The sequence below is a fragment of the Pseudoxanthomonas sp. LjRoot125 genome (genome assembly GCF_964252705.1).
In the GTDB taxonomy this organism is placed as follows: Bacteria; Pseudomonadota; Gammaproteobacteria; order Xanthomonadales; family Xanthomonadaceae; genus Pseudoxanthomonas_A.
In genome coordinates, this window is record NZ_CAXUOY020000001.1 from 2,824,770 (window position 1) to 2,843,916 (window position 19,147).

A 19,147-nucleotide genomic window follows, 5' to 3' on the forward strand; every position below is an offset into this window, starting at 1 on the left:
GCTCTGGCACTCGCTGCGCTCGTGGCGCCCGCATCGGCGCTGGCCGTCGTCCCCGTGGACGAGGTCTACGGCACCGCCGAGCCGTTCGCGAGGGAAGCGGTCTACTTCGTGCTGACCGATCGCTTCGTCAACGGCGACCCGTCGAACGATCACCGCGACCAGGGTGGCAAGAACGCCACCTTCGACCGTCCCACGCCGGGCGCACCGGAGGGCCAGATCGACAACGTCGGCTACCTCGGCGGTGACTTCAAGGGCGTGCTGGACAACGCCGGCTACATCCGCGACCTCGGCTTCACCTCGGTGTGGATCACGCCGATCATCGACAACCCGGACGAAGCCTTCACCGGCGGCGAAGAAGTGAAGTGGGCCGGGATGTTCACCGACCGCGGCAAGACGGGCTACCACGGCTACTGGGGCATCAACTTCTACAAGCTGGACGAACACCTGCCCAGCGAAGGGCTGGATTTCGCCGGCTTCACCCGCGCCATGAAGGATCAGAAGCTCGACGTGGTGCTGGACATTGTCGGCAACCACGGCTCGCCCGCGTACTCGATGCCGAAGATGCAACCGCAGTACGGCAAAGTCTGGGACAAGGACGGCAAGCTGATCGCCGACCACCAGAACCTGGACCCGGACAAGCTGGACCCGCGTCGCAAGCCGATGCACGCCTTCTACAACACCGGCGGTGGCCTGGCGCAGCTGTCCGACTTCAACGAGAACAACCCGGCGGTGATGGAGTACCTGGTCGGCGCTTACGAGCAGTGGATCGACCAGGGTGCAGCCGCGTTCCGCGTGGATACCATCGCGTGGATGCCGCACGCGTTCTGGAAGGAATTCGCCGACCGCATCCGCGCGAAGAAGCCGGGCTTCTTCATGTTCGGCGAGAACTTCAACTACGACGCCGCCAGCATTGCGGGCCACACCTGGGCCCGCAACGGCAGCTACAGCGTCTTGGACTTCCCGCTGAAGGGGAAGCTGACCGAGGTGTTCGAGAAGGCCGGCACCAGTTACGAGGAGATCGGCAAGGCGCTGTACCTGGAGGATGGCCCGTACGCGAACCCCTACGAGCTGATGACCTTCTACGACAATCACGACATGGCGCGCATGAACGCCAGTGACGCGGGCTTCATCGACGCGCACAACTGGTTGTTCACCGCGCGCGGCATCCCGGTGGTCTATTACGGATCGGAGATCGGTTTCGAACGTGGCCGCGCCGAGCATGCGGGCAACCGCAACTACTTCGGCCAGGAGCGCATCGACGCGGCGCCCAAGAGCCCGATCTTCGCGCCGCTCAAGCGCATCGCGCAGCTGCGACGCGACACGCCGGCCTTGCAGCGCGGCCTGCAGCTCAACGTGCGCCTGAAGGGCGACCAGGCGATCTTCTACCGCTTGCTCCAGCATGAAGGAACCACCCAGACCGCACTGGTGCTGCTCAACAAGGCGGACACCCCCGCGAAGCTGTCGGTCTCCGACCACCTGGAACCGGGCCAATGGCGCGATGCGTTCACCGGCAAGAAGCAACGGGTGCGCAACCGCCTTCAGGCCGAGGTGCCGGCGCACGGCGTGCGGGTGTTCCTGCTGGACGCACCGATCACCCGCACCGACACCCGCGCGCGCTTGGCCGAACTGATGGCGCGCAAGGCGCCGAAGGCGGATTGAACGTGGCTTACTTCGCCGCCGTCGATCCGCGTAGTGCCAGCCTGACCGGGATCGTCTGACTCTCGGCAGGTTCGCCGTTGATCAGGGCCAGCAGGGTCTCGACCAGCAAGGCGCCCGCCAACTTGGTGTCCTGCTGCACGGTGGACAGACCGGGATTGACGAAGCTGGCCAGCGGGATGTCGTCGAAGCCCGCCACCGCGACGTCTTCCGGCACCCGCAGGCCGCGCTCGAGCAAGGCTTTCATGGCACCGACGGCGATCAGGTCGCTGGCCGCGAAGATCGCATCGAACGGCACGCCGCGCGCCAGCAGCTCGCTCGCCGCCTCGTGACCGGATTGTTCGGTGGTGATCGCATCGACCTGCAGCGCGGGATCGGCCGCCAGCCCCGCGGCTTCGAGCGCCTGGCGATGGCCGAGGTAGCGCTCGAAGAACTCCGGATAGTGGTTGGACGCATGGCCGAGGAAGGCGATACGGCGGCGGCCCTGTGCGACCAGGTGCGCGGTGATGTCGTGGCCGCCCTGGGTGTTGTCGCAACCGATGGACACGCCCGGCGTATCCGGCTGCACGGCCCCCCAGCGCACGAAATGCGTGCCCTGCTCCACCAGGCGCTCCAGCCGACTGCGCGATTCCAGATAGTCGCCATAACCGAGCAGGATGATGCCGTCGGCCTTCTTGCTGTCCTCGTAATCCGCCTGCCAGTCGTTGGACAGCTGCTGGAACGAGATCAGCAAGTCGTAGCCGCGCAGCGCGCAGGCGCGGGTGATGCTGCCCAGCATCGACAGGAAGAACGGGTTGATCGCCGATTCGTCCGGCGTCGGGTCTTCGAAGAACAGCAGCGCGAGCGTGCCGGAGTGTTGGCGGCGCAGGTTGGAGGCGTTCTTGTCGACCTTGTAGTTCAGTTGCTCGGCGATCGCCAGGATGCGCTTGCGCGTTTCCTCGTTGACCATCGGGCTGCCGCGCAACGCGCGCGAGACGGTGGGCTGGGACACGCCCGCCAGGTGGGCGATGTCCAGCGAAGTGGCCTTCCCCTTGATGGGCGCGATCACGGACGGGTTCGTTTACGGTCGGAACGGAACCCGATGATGACACGCCCCCGGCGGGGCTTCACCTCGCAGCGGCGACGGAAGCGGTTACAGCGGCTCAGGCATCGGGCGTCCGGGCCGTGCCGTGCAGTTGCACGCCGTCGGCGTCGGTGATGCTCACGGAGACGTCGATGCCGTGGCGCACACTCTCGGTGACCACGCAGAAATTCTCGAACTGGGCCAGGATGCGTTCCAGCGACGCATGCGCCGTGCCCGCCTCCGCGAGCCGGATATCGGCGTGGATATGGCCCACCCGCAACCTGCCCTGTTCGTTGCGCGCCAGCTCCGCGGTGGCATGCGTCACCAGCTTGCCCGGCGTGTTCTTGAACTTGCGCAGTGCGAACAGCAGGCTGGCCGACAGGCAATTCGCTACCGCGGACAACAGCAGGCGCGTCGGATTCGGCCCTTCGCCCTTGCCCAGCGGCGCCGACTCGTCGGTCATCAGGTCGGCGATGGTGGTCTCGTCGAAGCGGATGCGGAAGGCGTAGTCCTCCTCCTGCTCCAGGGTGAGGCTGATGCGCTGGGTGTCACTCATGGAGGGCTCCATTCGACAGAGAGGGGGCGAGGGAGAAGATCATGGCACTGCGCGGCGATTCCAGGGCATCCAGGCCAGCAACCGCGCCATGCCGCAGAAGCCACTGATCCCGGCAAACATCAGGCCTGCGCCGACGAATCCGGACAGCAGCAATCCCCACGGCGATACCACGACCGCCAGCAACACACCCGCCAGCACGAGCGCACCCGCCGCGATCTGCACCTGGCGCATCAGCTCGATGGGTTGCCGACGGTCCACCTGCACGGGCAGGCCCGCGCGACGCCAAGCGTCGAGTCCGCCCTCCAGCAGATACGCCTGGCACCCTGCTGCGCCCGCCAGTTCGGCGGCGTGCGCCTGCGTGCGTGCACCGGAACGGCAATGGAACACCAGCGCCGTCGCGCCATCCGGCAGGTGTTCCGCCGGCTGCGTGATCGGCCATGGCACCGCGCCGGGAATATGCTCGCGGGCGTACTCATCCGGATTGCGGATGTCGACCAGCACGGCGCCCTGCGCGCGCAGCGCCTGGGCTTGTTGCGGAGAAAGGGAGGGAAGCGTCATCGGGTCCTCAGGGGCAGTAGAGATCCTTCAGCAGCGCGACGATCCGCTCCACGCGAGGATCGGCGATGCGGTAGTACACCGTCTGCGCTTCGCGCCGGTTGTCCACCAACCCGTCCTCGCGCAAGCGTGCCAGGTGCTGGGACAGCGCGGACGGACTCAGCCCCGCCGCCTGCGACAGGGCGCCCGCACTACACTCCCCTTCGGCGACCAGCGTGCACAGCACCAGCAGGCGGCCGTCATGTCCGAGCGCACGCATGAGCGCGGCCGCTTCGGCGGCGCTGGCTTGCAACTGTTGCAGTTCGCGTTGTTTCAGGGGCATGGACCGCGCTTCACTTCAGGCTTTACTTAATTTAGTATTTGCTAAACTTAAAAGCAACCCATGGAAACTGCCATGAACCCACTCCGCGTGCACGCCCAGTTCGACGAAGCCACCAACACCGTCAGCTACGTGGTGTGGGACGGCCCCACGTGCCAGGCGGCGATCATCGACCCGGTGCTCGACTACGACCATCGCGCCGGCCGCGCGTCGTACCGCTCGGCGGATGCGCTGCTCGGCTTCATCGCAGACCAAGGGCTGTCCGTGGCCTGGATACTGGAAACGCACGCGCATGCCGACCATCTCAGTGCCGCGCCCTACCTGAAGGAGAAGACCGGCGCCCCCATCGGCATCGGCGAGCACATCACCGACGTGCAGCGCACCTTCGCGCCGGTATTCGGCATGGACGACGTCAGCGGCGACGGCCGCGAATTCGACCGTCTGTTCCGCGACGGCGATACCTTCCCGCTGGGCGAACTGCAGGTGAACGTGCTGCATACGCCCGGCCATACCCCGGCCTGCGTGTCCTACCGCATCGATGACGCCGTGTTCATCGGCGACACCATGTTCATGCCCGACTACGGCACCGCGCGCGCGGACTTCCCCGGTGGGGATGCGCGCACGCTCTATCGGTCGATCCAGAAGTTGCTCGCGCTGCCTGACGACACGCGCGTGTACCTCTGCCACGACTACAAAGCACCCGGCCGCGACCATTTCGCGTGGGAAACCACGGTGGGCGACGAGAAGGCGCGCAACGTGCACATCGGTGGCGGCGTGGACGAAGCCAGCTTCGTCGCCATGCGCGAAGCACGCGACGCCACCCTGTCGGCCCCCGTTCTGCTGCTGCCCTCGTTGCAGGTCAACATTCGCGCGGGCCGCCTGCCCGACCCGGAAGACAACGGGCGGCGCTACCTGAAGATCCCGCTGAAGGTCTGAGCGACGCTCAGCCGCCCGCGCTCGCGGCAGGCGCAGGATGCGCGGCGACACCCTCGCCGCAGTCGGCATCCAGCAGCGAGGAGTGCTTCAGCCAATCGGCATCCGGGTAGTAGGCGAACACGAAGGAGCCGCCGCGGATCGTGTCGATCAGCGGACGCGCCACGGCCGCACGTACGGCCGGGCATCCCAGGCTGCGACCGAGACGGCCCTGCGCACGGATCAGCGCGTCGCTGACATAGGGCGCGCCGTGGATGACGATCGCGCGCGCTCGCGCGTTGTCGTTGAAGCCGGGCTCCAGGCCTTGCAGGCGCAACGAATACCCGTTCGACCCGCTGTAGGACTCCTGCGTCACGAACGCACCCAGGCTGGACATGTAGCTGCCATTGGCGTTGGAGAACTTCTTCGCAAGGTTCTCGCCGGTATTGCGTCCGTGCGCCACCCATTCCTCGAACAACAGCCGCTGGCGCTCCAGGTCGAACACCCACAGCCGCGGCTGCGTGGACGGACGCGAATAGTCGATCACGCTCAGGCGCTGCGAAGGCACCGGGCCACCGCGTTTGATCGAACATGCCATGGCTTTCGCCGCCATCGACAGGACCTTGCGGTCGAGGGCGGGCGCAGCGCGATGGAGCGTGTCGACCAGGCGTTCGGTGTTGTCGGCAGGCGGTGCGGCCATGGCAGGCACGACGACCGCCATCGCGCACAGGGCAGCGAAAGACAGGCGACGCGAGGATGTGATCGGGCGGAGATTCATGGCGGACAGACCTGGGGGAACAACGCCGATCTCCCGATTCCGTCCGCGACTCAGCGTACGGCCGTGGTGGGGCCGGCTTCGTCCGATTCCAAGACCGGGACCGGCGCCTGTTCGGCCGGCGTTGCATGAACCCCCGGCAGGTCCGACAGCAGCACGGTCGTGCCCGGCGTCAGGATGCCGTACAGCCGGCGCGAAAAATCCTGCGGAATCCAGAACGCTTCGCCCAACCGGCGCAGCGGCGGCATCGGGGCGCTCGCTTCACCCAGCACACGGTGGGCAACCCAGCGGTACTCCTTCTGGCGCGGGTCCAGCAGGCTGGGGATGTCTTCCTTCTCCGTCGTCATCACCAGCAGCACGGTGCCGTTGAGGGCGAAGTCCTGGACCATCTGCAACGGCGCCGAACCGATCAGCACGCCATTGCGCAGCACCGAGACGCGCTGGTCGTAGAGACTGACGAGGATGCTGACCGGTCCTTCCGGCGAAGCGGCTTCGTTCCAGTACACCTCATAGGCCGACAGCGACGGATGCGCGGACTGCCCGCCCGAGGTGACGGGCGCGAGCACGGCGGGATGCACGATGCTCGCCGGCGACGCCTTCGCGTTGGCGACCACGACCGAATCGCCGAAGCGGGTGATGCCGAACAACTTCTCCGCGAATGCCTGCGGCAGGCGCACGCAGCCATGCGAGGCCGGATATCCCGGCAGGTTGCCGCCGTGCAGCGCGATGCCGTCCCAGGTCAACCGCTGCATGTAGGGCATCGGCGCGTTGTTGTAGAGGTTGGAGCGGTGGTCCTTGTTCTTCTGCAAGATGGTGAACACCCCGGTCGGCGTTTCCTTGCCTTCCTTGCCCGAACTGATCGTCGACACGCCGATCGCGATGCCGTTGCGGTACACGTACGCACGCTGCTCGTCCAGGCTGACCACCAGGACCACGGGACCCTCGGGCGCGATCTGCGGGTACCAGAGGAACTCGCCCGGCTTGAGCGCGCGGACGTCTGGCGTGGAGACGGCGGTGGCGGTGGGCGCGGCCTGCGTCTGTGCCCATCCGGGCACGGTGAAGGCCAGCAGGCAGGCCAGGGCGAGCGGAGTCAGGGCACGGGGCATGCGGCCAGCTTACACGCCGGCCAGCACGGCTTGGCGCAATGCGGCGTAGTCGTTGGGGACGGCGGCGGCGTGGGCAGGACGCGCCAGCAGGTCCGCCAACGCGGGTGGCACCTCGACGGGACGACCGATCAACGGCTCCACCACGCTCTCGAACTTGGCCGGGTGCGCGGTCGCCGCCACCGCCCAGTCACCGCCCTCGCCCTGGGCGCGCAGGTTTTCCAGCACCTTCACCGCAGTGGCGGTGTGCGGACAATGCACTTCGCCATGGTCACGGTAACGCCGCGCGATCACCTCGCGGATGGTGGCATCGTCGACCTCCGTGGCGGAGAACGCCGCGCGCAACGCCACATCGTCGCCGTCGAACAGCCAGCGCAGGCGTTCGAAATTGCTCGGCGCTCCCACGTCCATGGCATTGGCGAGGGTCGCGACGCTGGCGGCAGGCGCGTACTCGGCGCCGGCGAAGAAGTCGGGCAGCACGCGATTGGCATTCGTCGCCAACGCGATGCGGCCCAACGGGATGCCCAGCGCGCGTGCCAGGATCGCCGCCAGCGCATTGCCGAGGTTGCCCGTGGGGACGACAAGATTCAGCACTCGGCCGGTGGTCGCACGGTGGATCAGCGCCGCGTGCGCGTAGTAGCTCATCTGCGGCAGCAGCCGGCCCAGGCTGATGCTGTTGGCGGAACTCAGGGGTGCCTGCGCCTGCAATTCGGCGTCGTTGAGCGCCCGCTTCACCAGGGCCTGGCAATCGTCGAACGAGCCCGCGACGCGCAGCGCCGTGATGTTGTCGCCGAAGCAACCCAACTGGTGCGCCTGCCGTGGCGAGACGCGGCCGTCGGGATACAGCACGATCACGCGCAGCCCGGGCTGGCGATGGAACGCCGCCGCGACCGCAGCGCCCGTATCGCCGGACGTGGCCACCAGGATCGTCAGCGGCTTGGCTTCGCTGCGCCGCACGCGCGCCATGCTGGCCGCCAGGAAGCGCGCGCCGAAGTCCTTGAAGGCCGCGGTGGGACCATGGAACAACTCCAGCACATGGTCGGCAGGGGTGCCGAGTGCGCGCAGCGGCGCAGGGAAGTCGAACGCTTCGCGGCAGATCGACGCCAGTTCGCCCTCGAGGACATCGCCGGCGAAGAACGGCGCCAGCAGCGTGGCCGCGGTATCCGCGATGTCGCGTCCAGGCGCGAGGTCACGCGAAGGCGGCAGCGCGTCGGGCACGTACAGGCCACCATCCGGCGCGAGGCCGGCGGCGATGGCCGGGCTCAGCGTGGCGGCAGGTGCGGCATGGCGGGTGGAAATGAAATTCATGGATCGAGACCGTGGGTGAAGAGGTGCGATGAAGCGCGTCAGGACGCGGGCAGCAGGCGCGCGGCAGGCGCGTTGATCGGCGACACCCAGGCCTGGCTATCGAAACCGGCGGCCGCGAACGCAGCCTGCACGGCGGGCGCGGCGGCTTCGGCCTCGGCGCGTGACTCGAACCAGGCGAACACGCTGGGACCCGCGCCGGAGATGCTGGCGCCCATCGCACCTGCCGACAGGGCTGCCTGTTTCGCGGCGTCGAAGCCGGCGATCAACGGTGCGCGACGCGGCTCCACCAGGATGTCGCGCAGCCCCGCGCGAACCAGCGAGGCATCGCCAGCATGGCAACCCGCCAGCACCAGGGCGAGGTTGGCGCTCTGCGCGACGAACTCCTTCAGCTCGTAGGCCCCCTGCAAGGCTGCGCGCGCGCGACGCGTTTCCAGGATCGCATCGGGGTGCACCAGCACGCTGTGCCAGGCATCCGGCACCGGGACGCGCACCAGATGCTCTGCCGTGGCGAGCACCAACCCGCCCAGCAGCATCGGCCCGAGGTTGTCGCCATGCTGGCCGCCGCTGGCGACCGCCTCACCGACCAGGGCGTGCGGATACAGGGCTTCGCGCGCGAGTGGTGCGTCGAGCACGGCGTTGGCGGCCACCAGCGCCGCCACGCAGGATGCGGCGGAGCCGCCCATGCCCGAGCCCAACGGAATGCCCTTTTCGATCTCGACTTCGAAACCGAACGGCACGCCGAGGGCGTCGCGCAATGAAATCAGCGCCGCGCCTGCGGTGTTGCCGGGCGCATCCAGCGGCAGGTCGACGGTGGCGCCGCGGATGGACGCGATGCGCACCTCGGGCGAATCGATGCGACGCACCGTCACCGTATCGCCCGCCCCTTCGATCACGTGACCGAGGATGTCGAACCCCACGCCCACGTTGCCCACCGACGCCGGTGAAAACGCACTTGCCTGCTGCCTCATGCCCACGACGCTCCCGATGGCCCTGTCGATGCGTGCCTCACAGCTTGGCTCCCTGCCCTGCCGCCACGCGCAGCACATCGGCGAACACGCCGGCTGCGGTGACTTCCGGCCCCGCACCGGGGCCCTGCACGATCAGCGGATTGTCGCAGTATCGCCGCGTGGTGAACTGCACGATGTTGTCGGTCAGCCGCAGGTTGGCGAAGGCGTGCGCGGCCGACAGTTCCACCAGCCCGACGCTGGCGCGCCCTTCGGCATCGAGCCTGGCCACGTAGCGGAGCACATTGCCGGCGGCCTTCGCCTTCGCCAGGCGCGCATCGAAATCGGCATCCACTTCACCCAACCGCTGCATGAAATCGCCCACGCTCGCCTGCCGCAGCGACTCGGGCACGAGGCTCTGGACCTGCACGTCCTCCAACGCCAGCTCGCGGCCCGCCTCGCGCGCCAGGATCACCAGCTTGCGCGCCACGTCCGTGCCGGACAGGTCGTCGCGCGGATCGGGCTCGGTATATCCCAGGCCGCGCGCTTCGGTCACCAACTGCGAGAACGGCACGCTGCCGTCGTACTTGTTGAACAACCAGGCCAGCGTGCCCGAAAAGATGCCTTCCACCGACACCACGGCATCGCCGGTATCCAGCAGGTCGCGTAGCGTGGAGATCACCGGCAGGCCGGCACCGACGGTCGCTTCATAGCGGAAGCGCGCGCCGCTGGCGGCGGCGGCCTCGCGGATGGCGTGATAGCGCGCCAACGGTCCGGCGCCGGCCTGCTTGTTCGGCGTGATGACATGGATGCCGGCGGCCAGCCACTCGGCATAGCGGTCGGCGACGACCGGGCTGGCGCTGCAGTCCACGATGACCGCATGCGGCATGTGCGCCGACAGCAGATGCTGGGTGAAACGGTCCAGGTCAGCGGGCTGCGGGCTGGCGTCGAAGCGCTCACGCCAATCCCCGCCGAGGCTGCGATCGTCCAGCAGCATGCGCTTGCTCGAGGCGATGGCCCGCAGGCGCAGGTCGAGATTGGCCTTGGCCAGCAACGACGGCTGCGCCGCGCGCAGTTGCTCGATCAACGCCGCCCCCACGTTGCCGGGCCCGATCACGCCGACGGCGAAGGTCTGCGGCGACAGCCAGAAACCCGCATGCGCGGCACGCAGCGCCTTGGTGGCGTCTGCGCCGTCGATGGCGACGGAGATGTTCCGCTCGGACGAGCCCTGGGCGATCGCGAGGATGTTCACCTGGGCACGGGCCAGCGCGCCGAACAGGCGTGCCGACACGCCCGGCGTACCGGCCATGCCGTCACCGACCGCCGCCAGTACGCTGACCCCGTCGCGGCGTTGGACGCGCTGGATCTGGCGGGTATCCAGCTCATGGGCGAAGGCGTCCAACAGCGCGGCTTGGCCCTTCGCGGCCTCACTGGCCTTGACCACGCAGCAGATCGAATGCTCCGACGAGCCCTGCGAGATCATCACCACCGACACATGCGCGTTGCGTAGCGCCGCGAACACGCGCTCCGCCGTACCCGGCACGCCGATCAGGCCGGTGCCCTCCAGGTTCAGCAGTGCCAGGTCGGCGCTCAGCGTCAGGCCCTTCACCGGGCCCACCGCGTCGCGCTCGGCGGTGATGCGGGTACCGGGATGCTCGGGATGGAACGTGTTGCGGATGATGATGGGCAACCCGCGCTCCATCGCCGGCGACATCGTCTGCGGATGCACGACCTTCGCGCCGAAGTACGCCAGTTCGCAGGCCTCGTCGTAGCTCAGCGCGCCCAGCTGCACGGCTTCCGGCACCACCCGCGGGTCGGCCGACAACACGCCGTCCACATCCGTCCAGATGTGCAGTTCGGCCGCGTCGTAGAGGGCGGCGAAGATCGCGCCGGAATAATCGCTGCCGTTGCGGCCCAGGGTGGTGAAGCGGCCTTCGCGATCGCGCGCGACGAAGCCGGTGACCACCACCCGGCGCTGCGGGTGCGTGGCGCGCCACGCGGCCAGCCGCTGTGCGCTTTCCTCCCAGTCGACCACCACGCCGAGTTCACCGTGGTCGACGCGCAACACGTCGCGTGCATCCAGCACGGCGCAGTCTTCGCCCTGCAGCGTCAGGTATTCGCCCAGCAGCCGCGCCGAACACACTTCGCCCAAGCCCTGCACGCGCTGCAGCACCAGCTCGGGCAGTCCGCCGATGACGATCAGTGCATTGAGGATCTCTTCCAGCCGCTGGAAGCGCTCGTCCACCCATTCGATCACCGGCCCGGCCGCCTCGCCCAGCAGCGCCACCGCCGCGCCGCGATGCCGGGCGCGCAGCGCGTGCCAGCTTTCGTGCCACTCGGGACGGTTGGCGGCGGCCAGTTCGCACAACTCGATCAACGCATCGGTGACGCCCTTCATGGCCGACACCACGGTGACCTGCACCTCCTCGTCGCGCGCCAGCAGCAGCTTCGCCACATGGCGGTAGCGCTCGGCGTCCGCGACGGAGGTGCCGCCGAACTTGTGGACGACGGTGCGGTGTTTCGGTTGTTCGACTTCGGCGCTGCGGGACGACATGGCTCAGGAACCTCGGTTGGGAGGCCCGGCACGCATCAGGAATCGGGGTGGCCCTGCATCCTGATCCGGGTGCGGGGCCGTGGGTTGCGAGTTACGCGAACACGACCAGCCGCACCTGACGAGTCAGGGTGGTAATGGTCGTAATCAGGGTCGTGCGTCCACCGCACGCATGCGTCGATGCCGGCATCGGGGCCGGGATCGTGTCCGCAGGAGCGTGGGCAAGGGATCGCATGACCGGAAGAAAAACACGGCACCCCGGGGGGCTGTCAAGCGTTGCGACGCAACAAAGCCAATGATTTCAGTTGGATGCAACTGAAACCAATCCACTTTGCCTACAGCGCACGGGTCATGAAGACGCTGTTCGGGTCTTCGACGTAATCGCCGAAGGGCGCACATGGACGGAAACCGGCACGCGCATACAGGGCATGCGCGGGTGCGAAATACGCCATCGAACCGGTTTCCAGACTGAGGCGCGCATACCCCCGCCTGCGTGCTTCGGCCACGAGGTGATCGAGCATCGTCGCAGCGACGCCACGTCGCAGGTGCGTCTGCGCGGTCCGCATCGACTTCACTTCACCGTGGGTCGCGTCCAGCGCGCGCAGCGCACCGCATCCGGCCAGCGTCTCGCCGTCCCAGAGCGTCCAGAAGGCGATGTCGGGTTGCCGCAGCGCGTCCAAGTCGAGCGCATGCACGCTTTCGGGCGGCGAGGTGCGGTGCATCCAGTCCAGGTGCTCCTGCAGCAGCGCAATCACGGCAGGATGGCGGAGGTCGTCGAGGCGGAGGTCCATGGCGTCCAGGCTCATTCGGCGCAGTCGTGGTCCACGTTCAAGACGAAGCGCTGCCCCTCGCGCGTCTGTTCGAGCACCGCCAGGTCCACGCCCCTGACGCCGCCATGGTCCATCGCCCGCATGGCATCGGAGACCAGTGATCGCGTGTCGGCGTGGCCTTCGAGCGTGCAGCGCCGCGCGGTGCACTGCACGCGGGTGATGTCCAGCGATCCCGCCACCTGCTCGCCGAGCTTCCGGGTCAGGGGTGCGCACATCGCCACGCTGGCGTCGGGCGCGGGCGCCGGCGCCTCATCCATGGCGCCACTGAGGTACTTCTTGGCCAGCAGGCGGGCATCCCGCTGCTCCTGGGTCTGGTACGGCATGAAAACGCCGTCGTGGTACATCTCACGCGCCGCCAGCGGCCGATCGTCGTTGGCCACCCACTTCGCCCAGTCGATCGGCGTGATCTCGGCGGCCGGCGCGGGCGCGGCATGCCACCAGTACTCGCGCTCGCCTTCCCCCAGATCGATGTCGGGTTTGCAGCCGTCGCCGCACCAGATGGAAAAGCTCTGCCGGACCTTGTAGCGCGTCACCGCCACCAAACCACCGTCCCGGGCCCGCGTCATCCTCACTTCGCCGCGGTCCATGTGGTCGACATCCGGCATCTCGTCACCGCTGAAAACCACCCATCCTTTCTCGCAGGCATAGGCCATGTTGCTGATCGAGGTGGTCAACTGCTGCGTCAACATCGGCGGCGGGACGCGCACCTTGCGGGGGTCGTGCTCCAGGCGCAGCCCACCCACCGCCTGTCGCGCGACCAGTGATCCGGCCCATAGCGCGTACTGGTAGGGTTCTTCGCGACGCCACTCCTTGAACGCCGTGTGCGTATCTTCCGTACTGCTCCAACTGCTGAGGACGATCTGCTGATCGTCGATGGCATCGATGCTCCACACGCCGTAATGGTCCGGCACCTTGTCGAGCGCGCGCTCCATGGCCACTCCGAGGAACCGCTGACGCTTTCCGCCAGCATGCTGGAAGGTGTAGGTGCCCCTCAGGTCAGGACATCCGTCCTTGAAGCCCGCGAACCAGCCGGGAGCCGGCGCGGGGATGCCCTCAGGACGCTGGGAACACCCCACCAGCAGCAGCACCAACAGGACCGCTCCCCATCCCCGCATGCACCGTCCCCATGTCCATCGTCGGACAAGGTGTATCGCAGAACGCACCGGATGCGCCACCGCGGAGCCCGGCGACCATCGAACGTTCGGTAGGTGGACGTCTTGGGAGGCGTCACGACCATGCGCTATCCTTCCGCCGTCTTGGCCCCGTAGCTCAGCTGGATAGAGCGTCCCCCTCCTAAGGGGAAGGTCGCACGTTCGAATCGTGTCGGGGCCGCCATCTCCCCATCCTTGCGCGCACCTCGTCGAATCGACGAGCGATCCGTTGACGCATCGGCAATCCGAACAATGCCAGGCACGGAATCCTCGGCGTTCCGCGCAAGCCCGCATCGCGCCGGAATCTCCGGAAAAACAGGGGCTTACGTACGCCCTGCCCCACCCGCTCTGGTAGAATCGCGGACCCCTTTCGATGCCGCGCGTGGTCCGGCGGCATCCCGTGCAATGACCTGGAGCTTCCATGCCTGCTGACCTCCTCAAGGCCCTCGGCCTCGCCACCACCAACTCCGGCACCTACCTCGGCAGCGGCGAGTGGTCCACGACGACCGACGCCGGCCTGCTGCAGTCGATCAACCCGACCACCAACGAGGTGATCGCCGAGGTCCATGCCAGCAGCCAGGCCGACTACGAGAAGGTCGTCGCCCGTGCGCAGGCCGCGTTCAAGATCTGGCGCACCACCCCGGCACCGCGCCGTGGCGAAGCGATCCGCCTGTGCGGCGAAGCCCTGCGCAAGCACAAGGACGCGCTGGGCTCGCTGGTCGCGCTGGAAATGGGCAAGAGCAAGCCCGAGGGCGATGGCGAAGTGCAGGAGATGATCGACATCGCCGACTTCGCCGTGGGCCAGAGCCGCATGCTCTATGGCTACACCATGCACTCCGAGCGCCCGGGCCATCGCATGTACGAGCAGTACCAGCCGCTCGGCCTGGTCGGCATCATCAGCGCGTTCAACTTCCCGGTCGCGGTGTGGGCGTGGAACTCGTTCCTGGCCGGCATCTGCGGCGACATCTGCATCTGGAAGCCTTCCAACAAGACGCCGCTGACCGCGATCGCCAGCATGAAGATCTGCAACGACGCGCTGAAGGCCGGCGGGTTCCCTGACATCTTCTTCCTGATCAACGATGCCGGCGTCGAGCTGGCGCAGCAGTTCGTCGACGACAAGCGCGTCCCGCTGATCAGCTTCACCGGCTCCACCCAGGTCGGCCGCACGGTCGGCGAGCGCGTCGCGCGCCGCATGGGCCGCAGCCTGCTGGAGCTGGGCGGCAACAACGCGATCATCCTGGACGAAACCGCCGACCTGAAGCTGGCCGTGCCCGGCATCGTGTTCGGCGCCGTTGGTACCGCCGGCCAGCGTTGCACCACCACGCGCCGCCTGATCGTGCACGAATCCATCTACGACAACGTGCTCGCCACGCTGATCAAGGCGTACAAGCAGGTGGAAGGCAAGATCGGCGACCCGACCGACCCGGCCAACCTGATGGGCCCGCTCAACAGCCAGGGCGCCGTGCAGCAGTTCTTGGATTCCATCGCCAAGGCCAAGGCCAGCGGCGGCACCGTCGAAACCGGTGGCACCGCGATCGACCGCCCGGGCAACTTCGTGCTGCCGGCGATCGTCACCGGCCTGAAGAATTCCGATGAGGTCGTCCAGCACGAGACCTTCGCGCCGATCCTGTACGTCATGAAGTACAAGACGCTGGACGAGGCCATCGACATGCAGAACGCCGTGCCGCAGGGCCTGTCGTCGTCGATCTTCACCCAGAACCTCAAGGCGGCCGAGCAGTTCCTGTCGGCGGCCGGCAGCGACTGCGGCATCGCCAACGTCAACATCGGCACCAGCGGCGCCGAGATCGGTGGTGCGTTCGGTGGCGAGAAGGAGACCGGTGGCGGCCGCGAGTCCGGCTCGGATGCATGGAAGGTCTACATGCGCCGCCAGACCAACACGATCAACTACTCCGACTCGCTGCCGCTGGCACAGGGCATCAAGTTCGACCTCTGAGCGCGTCGTGGCCGGCGCGCAAGCGTGCCGGCAGCCCCGCGAGGGCTCACGTTCTGGGATAATCGCGCCACCCTCCGGGGTGGCGCGCGTGTTTGCGCCGGCCCGATCCAGCGCCAGCGCACCTCCTTGACCCCTGCACGGAGCTCCTGATGAACCAAGCCCGCACCACCAGCAGCCTCGCCATCGCGAGCCTCGTCTCCGGCATCCTCGGCTGGACGCTGCTGCCCTTCATCGGCACGCTCGTCGCCATCGTCACCGGGCACATGGCCCGCGGCGAGATCCGGCGCAGCGGCGGCACGCTGGACGGCGACGGGCTCGCCATCGGTGGTCTCATCCTGGGCTGGCTGTCGGCACTGCTGTGGGTCGTGGGCATCATCGTGCTCTTCATGTTCCTGGGCGGTCTGGCCTGGCTGGCGACGCTGAACTGAGCCCGCCCGCCTCCATGTATCCCCTCGCCCGACCTTTCCTGTTCGGCCTGGATGCCGAAACCGCCCATGGCCTGGGCCTGAAGGCCCTCGACCTCGCCTACCGCACCGGCACCACGCCGCTGGTGGCGCGGCCGATCACACCCATGCCGACCAAGGTCATGGGCCTGACCTTCCCCAATCCGGTCGGCCTGGCCGCCGGCATGGACAAGAACGGCGCGCACATCGACGCGCTGTTCGGGCTGGGCTTCGGCTTCGTCGAAATCGGCACGGTCACGCCCAAGCCGCAATCCGGCAACCCGAAGCCGCGCATGTTCCGCCTGCCGCAGCACAAGGCCGTCATCAACCGGCTCGGCTTCAACAACGAAGGCGTCGATGCGCTGGTGCGCAATATCGAAGCCGCGCGCCGCGACCGCGGCCTGCTCGGCATCAACATCGGCAAGAACAAGGACACCTCCAACGAGCGTGCCGCGTCCGACTACCTGTACTGCCTCGAGCGCGTTTACCGGTTGGCCGACTACATCACCGTCAACATCTCCTCGCCCAACACCGCCGGGCTGCGCGAACTGCAGGAAGAACAGGCGCTGCGCCAGCTGATCGGCACGTTGCGCGATGCCCAGGAAGACCTCGCCGCCCAGCACGGCAGGCGCGTACCGATGCTGGTGAAGATCGCGCCCGACCTGTCCGACAGCGACATCGACGCCGTCGCCCGCGTGCTCGGCGACATGCAGGTGGATGGCGTGATCGCCACCAACACCACCGTTTCGCGCCTGAGCGTGCAGGAGCACCCGCAGGCCCGCGAAACCGGTGGCTTGTCCGGTGCACCGCTGATGGGCCAGGCCACGCTGGTGCTGCGTCGCATGCGTACGCGCCTGCCCGACACCATTCCGTTGATCGGCGTGGGCGGGATCCTGTCCGGCGCCGATGCGGTGGCGAAGATGTCCGCCGGTGCCTCGCTGGTGCAGTGCTACACCGGTCTCGTCTATCGCGGACCGGAACTCGTGCGCGAATGCGTCGAAGCGATCCGCCGCCGGCGCGAAGCCCCCAGCCGTGGTCCGGTAGCCCCCGAATGACCCAGGGGTACCGCCTCACCGCGCACGCGCCGCTGCGCGACCTCACCACCTTCGGGGTACCGGCGACGGCACCGTGGCTGATCGAGGTCGACGACACCGCGGCGCTTCCCGAGGTACTCGCGCTGCCCCAGGTCACCGAGGCCGAGAGCCTGGTGATCGGCGGCGGCAGCAACCTGCTGTTCGCCGGCGATGCACCGGGCGCGGTCATCGCGATGGCCACGCGCGATCAGCGCGTGCTGTCGGACGATGGCGCGCAGGCGCGCGTGCGCGCCGATGCCGGCGTCGCCTGGCACCCCTTCGTGATGTGGACGCTCGAACAGGGCCTGTGCGGCCTGGAGAATCTGGCGCTGATCCCCGGCACCGTGGGCGCATCGCCGATCCAGAACATCGGCGCTTACGGCACCGAGGTCGGTGAATTCATCGACGTTGTCGAAGCACTCGATCGCCACAACGGTGTGATGGTGAGGTTGGACCGCGCGTCGTGCGCCTTCGCCTACCGCGACAGCGTGTTCAAGCACGAGGCTGATCGTTACCTGGTGACCGCGGTGGAGTTCGCGCTGCCGCGCACGCCGCACCTGCGCCTGGACTATGCCGGCATCCGTGAAGAACTGGGCGCGATGGGCATCACCGCGCCCACGGCGCGCGACGTGGGCGCGGCCGTGGTGAACATCCGTCGCCGCAAGCTGCCGGACCCGGCCGTCATCGGCAATGCCGGCAGCTTCTTCAAGAACCCCATCATTTCCCAGGCGCAGGCCGACGCGCTGCTGGTCGACTACCCCACCCTGCCCGTGTTCCGCGGCGACGCCGCGCACAACCGCAAGGTGTCGGCAGCCTGGATGATCGAAGCCTGCGGCTGGAAGGGCCATCGCGACGGCGATGCCGGCGTATCCGCCGCGCACGCACTGGTGCTGGTGAACCACGGACTGGCCACCGGCGCGCAACTGCTGTCGCTCGCGCGGCGCATCGCGGAATCGGTGCATGCGCGCTTCGGCGTCGCCATCGAACCCGAGCCGAAGATCATCGGCGCGCGCTGGTAGGCCGCCGCACCGTCCCATGCCCACCGTTCCCGCCCACTTCCGCGCCGCCGTGCTGATGCTGGGCAGCACGGTGCTGTTCGCGTTGATGGTGGTCTCGATCCGGCTCGCGTCGGCGACGCTGCATACGTTCGAGATCGCGTTCTTCCGCAATTTCTTCGGCCTGCTCGCCGCGGCACCGCTGATCCTGCGGCATGGGCCGGGCATCCTGAAGACCACCCAGTTCCCGCGCTACCTGTTCCGCTGCCTGATCGGCATTTGTTCCATGCTCGCGGGGTTCTGGGCGATCGGCCACCTGCCGCTGGCGCAGGCGGTATCGCTGTCGTATTCCACGCCGCTGTTCGTCACGCTGGCCGCGGCGGCGATGCTCAACGAGCAGGTGCGCGCGCGCCGGTGGACGGCGGTAGGGCTGGGTTTCATCGGCGTGCTGGTGATCGTGCGGCCGGGCACCACGGAGTTCACCGTGGATGCGCTGATCGCCGTGCTCGCGGCCGTGATGAGCGCATTGGTCGCCATCCAGATCAAGCAACTCTCGAATACCGAGCCGGCCGACCGCATCGTGATCTACACCACCCTGTTGTGGGTGCCGATGTCGCTGCTGCCTGCGCTGGCGGTGTGGGAATGGCCGCAGGGCATCACCTGGGTGTGGGTGATCGCTGCCGGCGTGCTGGGCACCGGCGGCCACATGTTGTGGACGCGCGCACTGAAGCTGGGCGAAGTGTCGGCGCTGACGCCGATCAGCTTCATGCAGTTGCCGGTGGTCGCGCTGTTCGGCTGGCTGCTGTTCGACGAATCGCTCGACTCCTGGACCCTGGTCGGCGCCGGCATCATCTTCGGCGCCAACGCCTACATCGCCCATCGCGAAGCGGTGTTGGCCCGCCGCGCCGCCTCCGAGGCGCCGAGCGCCGCGGCCAAGCCAGGCGAGTGACGCGTCGTCC

18 protein-coding genes and 1 tRNA gene are annotated in these 19,147 nt (G+C 67.9%); 8 read left to right on the forward strand and 11 right to left on the reverse strand.

Annotated elements, in window-relative coordinates:
* Positions 1-39 precede the first annotated feature (39 nt).
* Positions 40-1,659: an alpha-amylase family glycosyl hydrolase gene (locus tag ACSION_RS13040; RefSeq protein ID WP_435306707.1), complete on the forward strand. Its 1,620-nt coding sequence runs from the start codon at positions 40-42 to the stop codon at positions 1,657-1,659.
* 7 nt (positions 1,660-1,666) lie between these two features.
* Here the strand turns inward: ACSION_RS13040 and ACSION_RS13045 are convergent, their stop codons facing one another.
* From ACSION_RS13045 to ACSION_RS13060, 4 genes are all read right to left on the reverse strand, one after another.
* On the reverse strand, positions 1,667-2,701 hold the full coding sequence (locus ACSION_RS13045) for a LacI family DNA-binding transcriptional regulator (RefSeq protein ID WP_435306708.1): 1,035 nt from the start codon (positions 2,699-2,701) through the stop codon (positions 1,667-1,669).
* A gap of 97 nt (positions 2,702-2,798) precedes the next feature.
* Entirely contained in the window at positions 2,799-3,275 is a 477-nt protein-coding gene (locus ACSION_RS13050; protein ID WP_435306240.1) for an OsmC family protein, read from the reverse strand.
* 39 nt (positions 3,276-3,314) lie between these two features.
* Positions 3,315-3,833: a rhodanese family protein gene (locus ACSION_RS13055; RefSeq protein WP_435306241.1), complete on the reverse strand. Its 519-nt coding sequence runs from the start codon at positions 3,831-3,833 to the stop codon at positions 3,315-3,317.
* Between the two features lie 7 nt (positions 3,834-3,840).
* A complete protein-coding gene (locus ACSION_RS13060) occupies positions 3,841-4,152 on the reverse strand; it encodes an ArsR/SmtB family transcription factor (RefSeq protein WP_056880561.1) in 312 nt (103 codons plus the stop codon).
* A gap of 72 nt (positions 4,153-4,224) precedes the next feature.
* On the opposite strand from ACSION_RS13060, the gene ACSION_RS13065 reads away from it, so the two are divergent.
* Positions 4,225-5,085: an MBL fold metallo-hydrolase gene (locus ACSION_RS13065; RefSeq protein ID WP_435306242.1), complete on the forward strand. Its 861-nt coding sequence runs from the start codon at positions 4,225-4,227 to the stop codon at positions 5,083-5,085.
* Between the two features lie 7 nt (positions 5,086-5,092).
* On the opposite strand, the gene ACSION_RS13070 is transcribed toward ACSION_RS13065, so the two are convergent.
* The 7 genes from ACSION_RS13070 to ACSION_RS13100 all read right to left on the reverse strand — a co-directional run bounded on the left by ACSION_RS13070 (position 5,093) and on the right by ACSION_RS13100 (position 13,504).
* Entirely contained in the window at positions 5,093-5,839 is a 747-nt protein-coding gene (locus ACSION_RS13070) for a murein L,D-transpeptidase catalytic domain family protein (protein WP_435306243.1), read from the reverse strand.
* 50 nt (positions 5,840-5,889) lie between these two features.
* Positions 5,890-6,942 carry a L,D-transpeptidase gene (locus ACSION_RS13075; RefSeq protein WP_435306244.1) on the reverse strand — a complete coding sequence of 351 codons (1,053 nt, stop codon included), beginning with the start codon at positions 6,940-6,942 and terminating at the stop codon, positions 5,890-5,892.
* 9 nt (positions 6,943-6,951) lie between these two features.
* Positions 6,952-8,247 carry a threonine synthase gene (gene thrC, locus ACSION_RS13080; protein WP_435306245.1) on the reverse strand — a complete coding sequence of 432 codons (1,296 nt, stop codon included), beginning with the start codon at positions 8,245-8,247 and terminating at the stop codon, positions 6,952-6,954.
* Positions 8,248-8,285: 38 nt separating this feature from the next.
* Positions 8,286-9,215 carry a homoserine kinase gene (locus ACSION_RS13085; protein ID WP_435306246.1) on the reverse strand — a complete coding sequence of 310 codons (930 nt, stop codon included), beginning with the start codon at positions 9,213-9,215 and terminating at the stop codon, positions 8,286-8,288.
* A 37-nt stretch (positions 9,216-9,252) separates the two neighbouring features.
* Complete coding sequence (gene thrA / locus ACSION_RS13090) at positions 9,253-11,745, reverse strand: bifunctional aspartate kinase/homoserine dehydrogenase I (RefSeq protein ID WP_435306247.1); 2,493 nt, start codon at positions 11,743-11,745, stop codon at positions 9,253-9,255.
* Positions 11,746-12,077: 332 nt separating this feature from the next.
* The gene (locus tag ACSION_RS13095; RefSeq protein WP_435306248.1) at positions 12,078-12,548 is read right to left on the reverse strand and encodes a GNAT family N-acetyltransferase; all 471 of its coding nucleotides are present in this window, start codon (positions 12,546-12,548) and stop codon (positions 12,078-12,080) included.
* Complete coding sequence (locus ACSION_RS13100) at positions 12,545-13,504, reverse strand: hypothetical protein (RefSeq protein ID WP_435306249.1); 960 nt, start codon at positions 13,502-13,504, stop codon at positions 12,545-12,547. The genes ACSION_RS13095 and ACSION_RS13100 overlap by 4 nt, the downstream gene beginning before the upstream one ends.
* 326 nt (positions 13,505-13,830) lie before the next feature.
* Here ACSION_RS13100 and ACSION_RS13105 point away from each other — a divergent pair.
* The 6 genes from ACSION_RS13105 to ACSION_RS13130 all read left to right on the forward strand — a co-directional run bounded on the left by ACSION_RS13105 (position 13,831) and on the right by ACSION_RS13130 (position 19,137).
* A tRNA-Arg gene (locus ACSION_RS13105) sits at positions 13,831-13,907 on the forward strand.
* A 237-nt stretch (positions 13,908-14,144) separates the two neighbouring features.
* Positions 14,145-15,677, forward strand: a complete 1,533-nt coding sequence (gene amaB, locus ACSION_RS13110; protein ID WP_093486580.1) for an L-piperidine-6-carboxylate dehydrogenase — start codon at positions 14,145-14,147, stop codon at positions 15,675-15,677.
* A gap of 149 nt (positions 15,678-15,826) precedes the next feature.
* Positions 15,827-16,105, forward strand: a complete 279-nt coding sequence (locus ACSION_RS13115; protein WP_093486582.1) for a DUF4190 domain-containing protein — start codon at positions 15,827-15,829, stop codon at positions 16,103-16,105.
* A 14-nt stretch (positions 16,106-16,119) separates the two neighbouring features.
* Positions 16,120-17,175 (forward strand): quinone-dependent dihydroorotate dehydrogenase, encoded by a 1,056-nt coding sequence (locus ACSION_RS13120; protein ID WP_435306250.1) that lies wholly within the window; start codon positions 16,120-16,122, stop codon positions 17,173-17,175.
* Entirely contained in the window at positions 17,172-18,212 is a 1,041-nt protein-coding gene (gene murB, locus ACSION_RS13125) for a UDP-N-acetylmuramate dehydrogenase (RefSeq protein ID WP_435306251.1), read from the forward strand. The genes ACSION_RS13120 and murB overlap by 4 nt, the downstream gene beginning before the upstream one ends.
* A 16-nt stretch (positions 18,213-18,228) precedes the next feature.
* Positions 18,229-19,137 (forward strand): DMT family transporter, encoded by a 909-nt coding sequence (locus ACSION_RS13130; RefSeq protein WP_435306252.1) that lies wholly within the window; start codon positions 18,229-18,231, stop codon positions 19,135-19,137.
* Positions 19,138-19,147 lie beyond the last annotated feature (10 nt).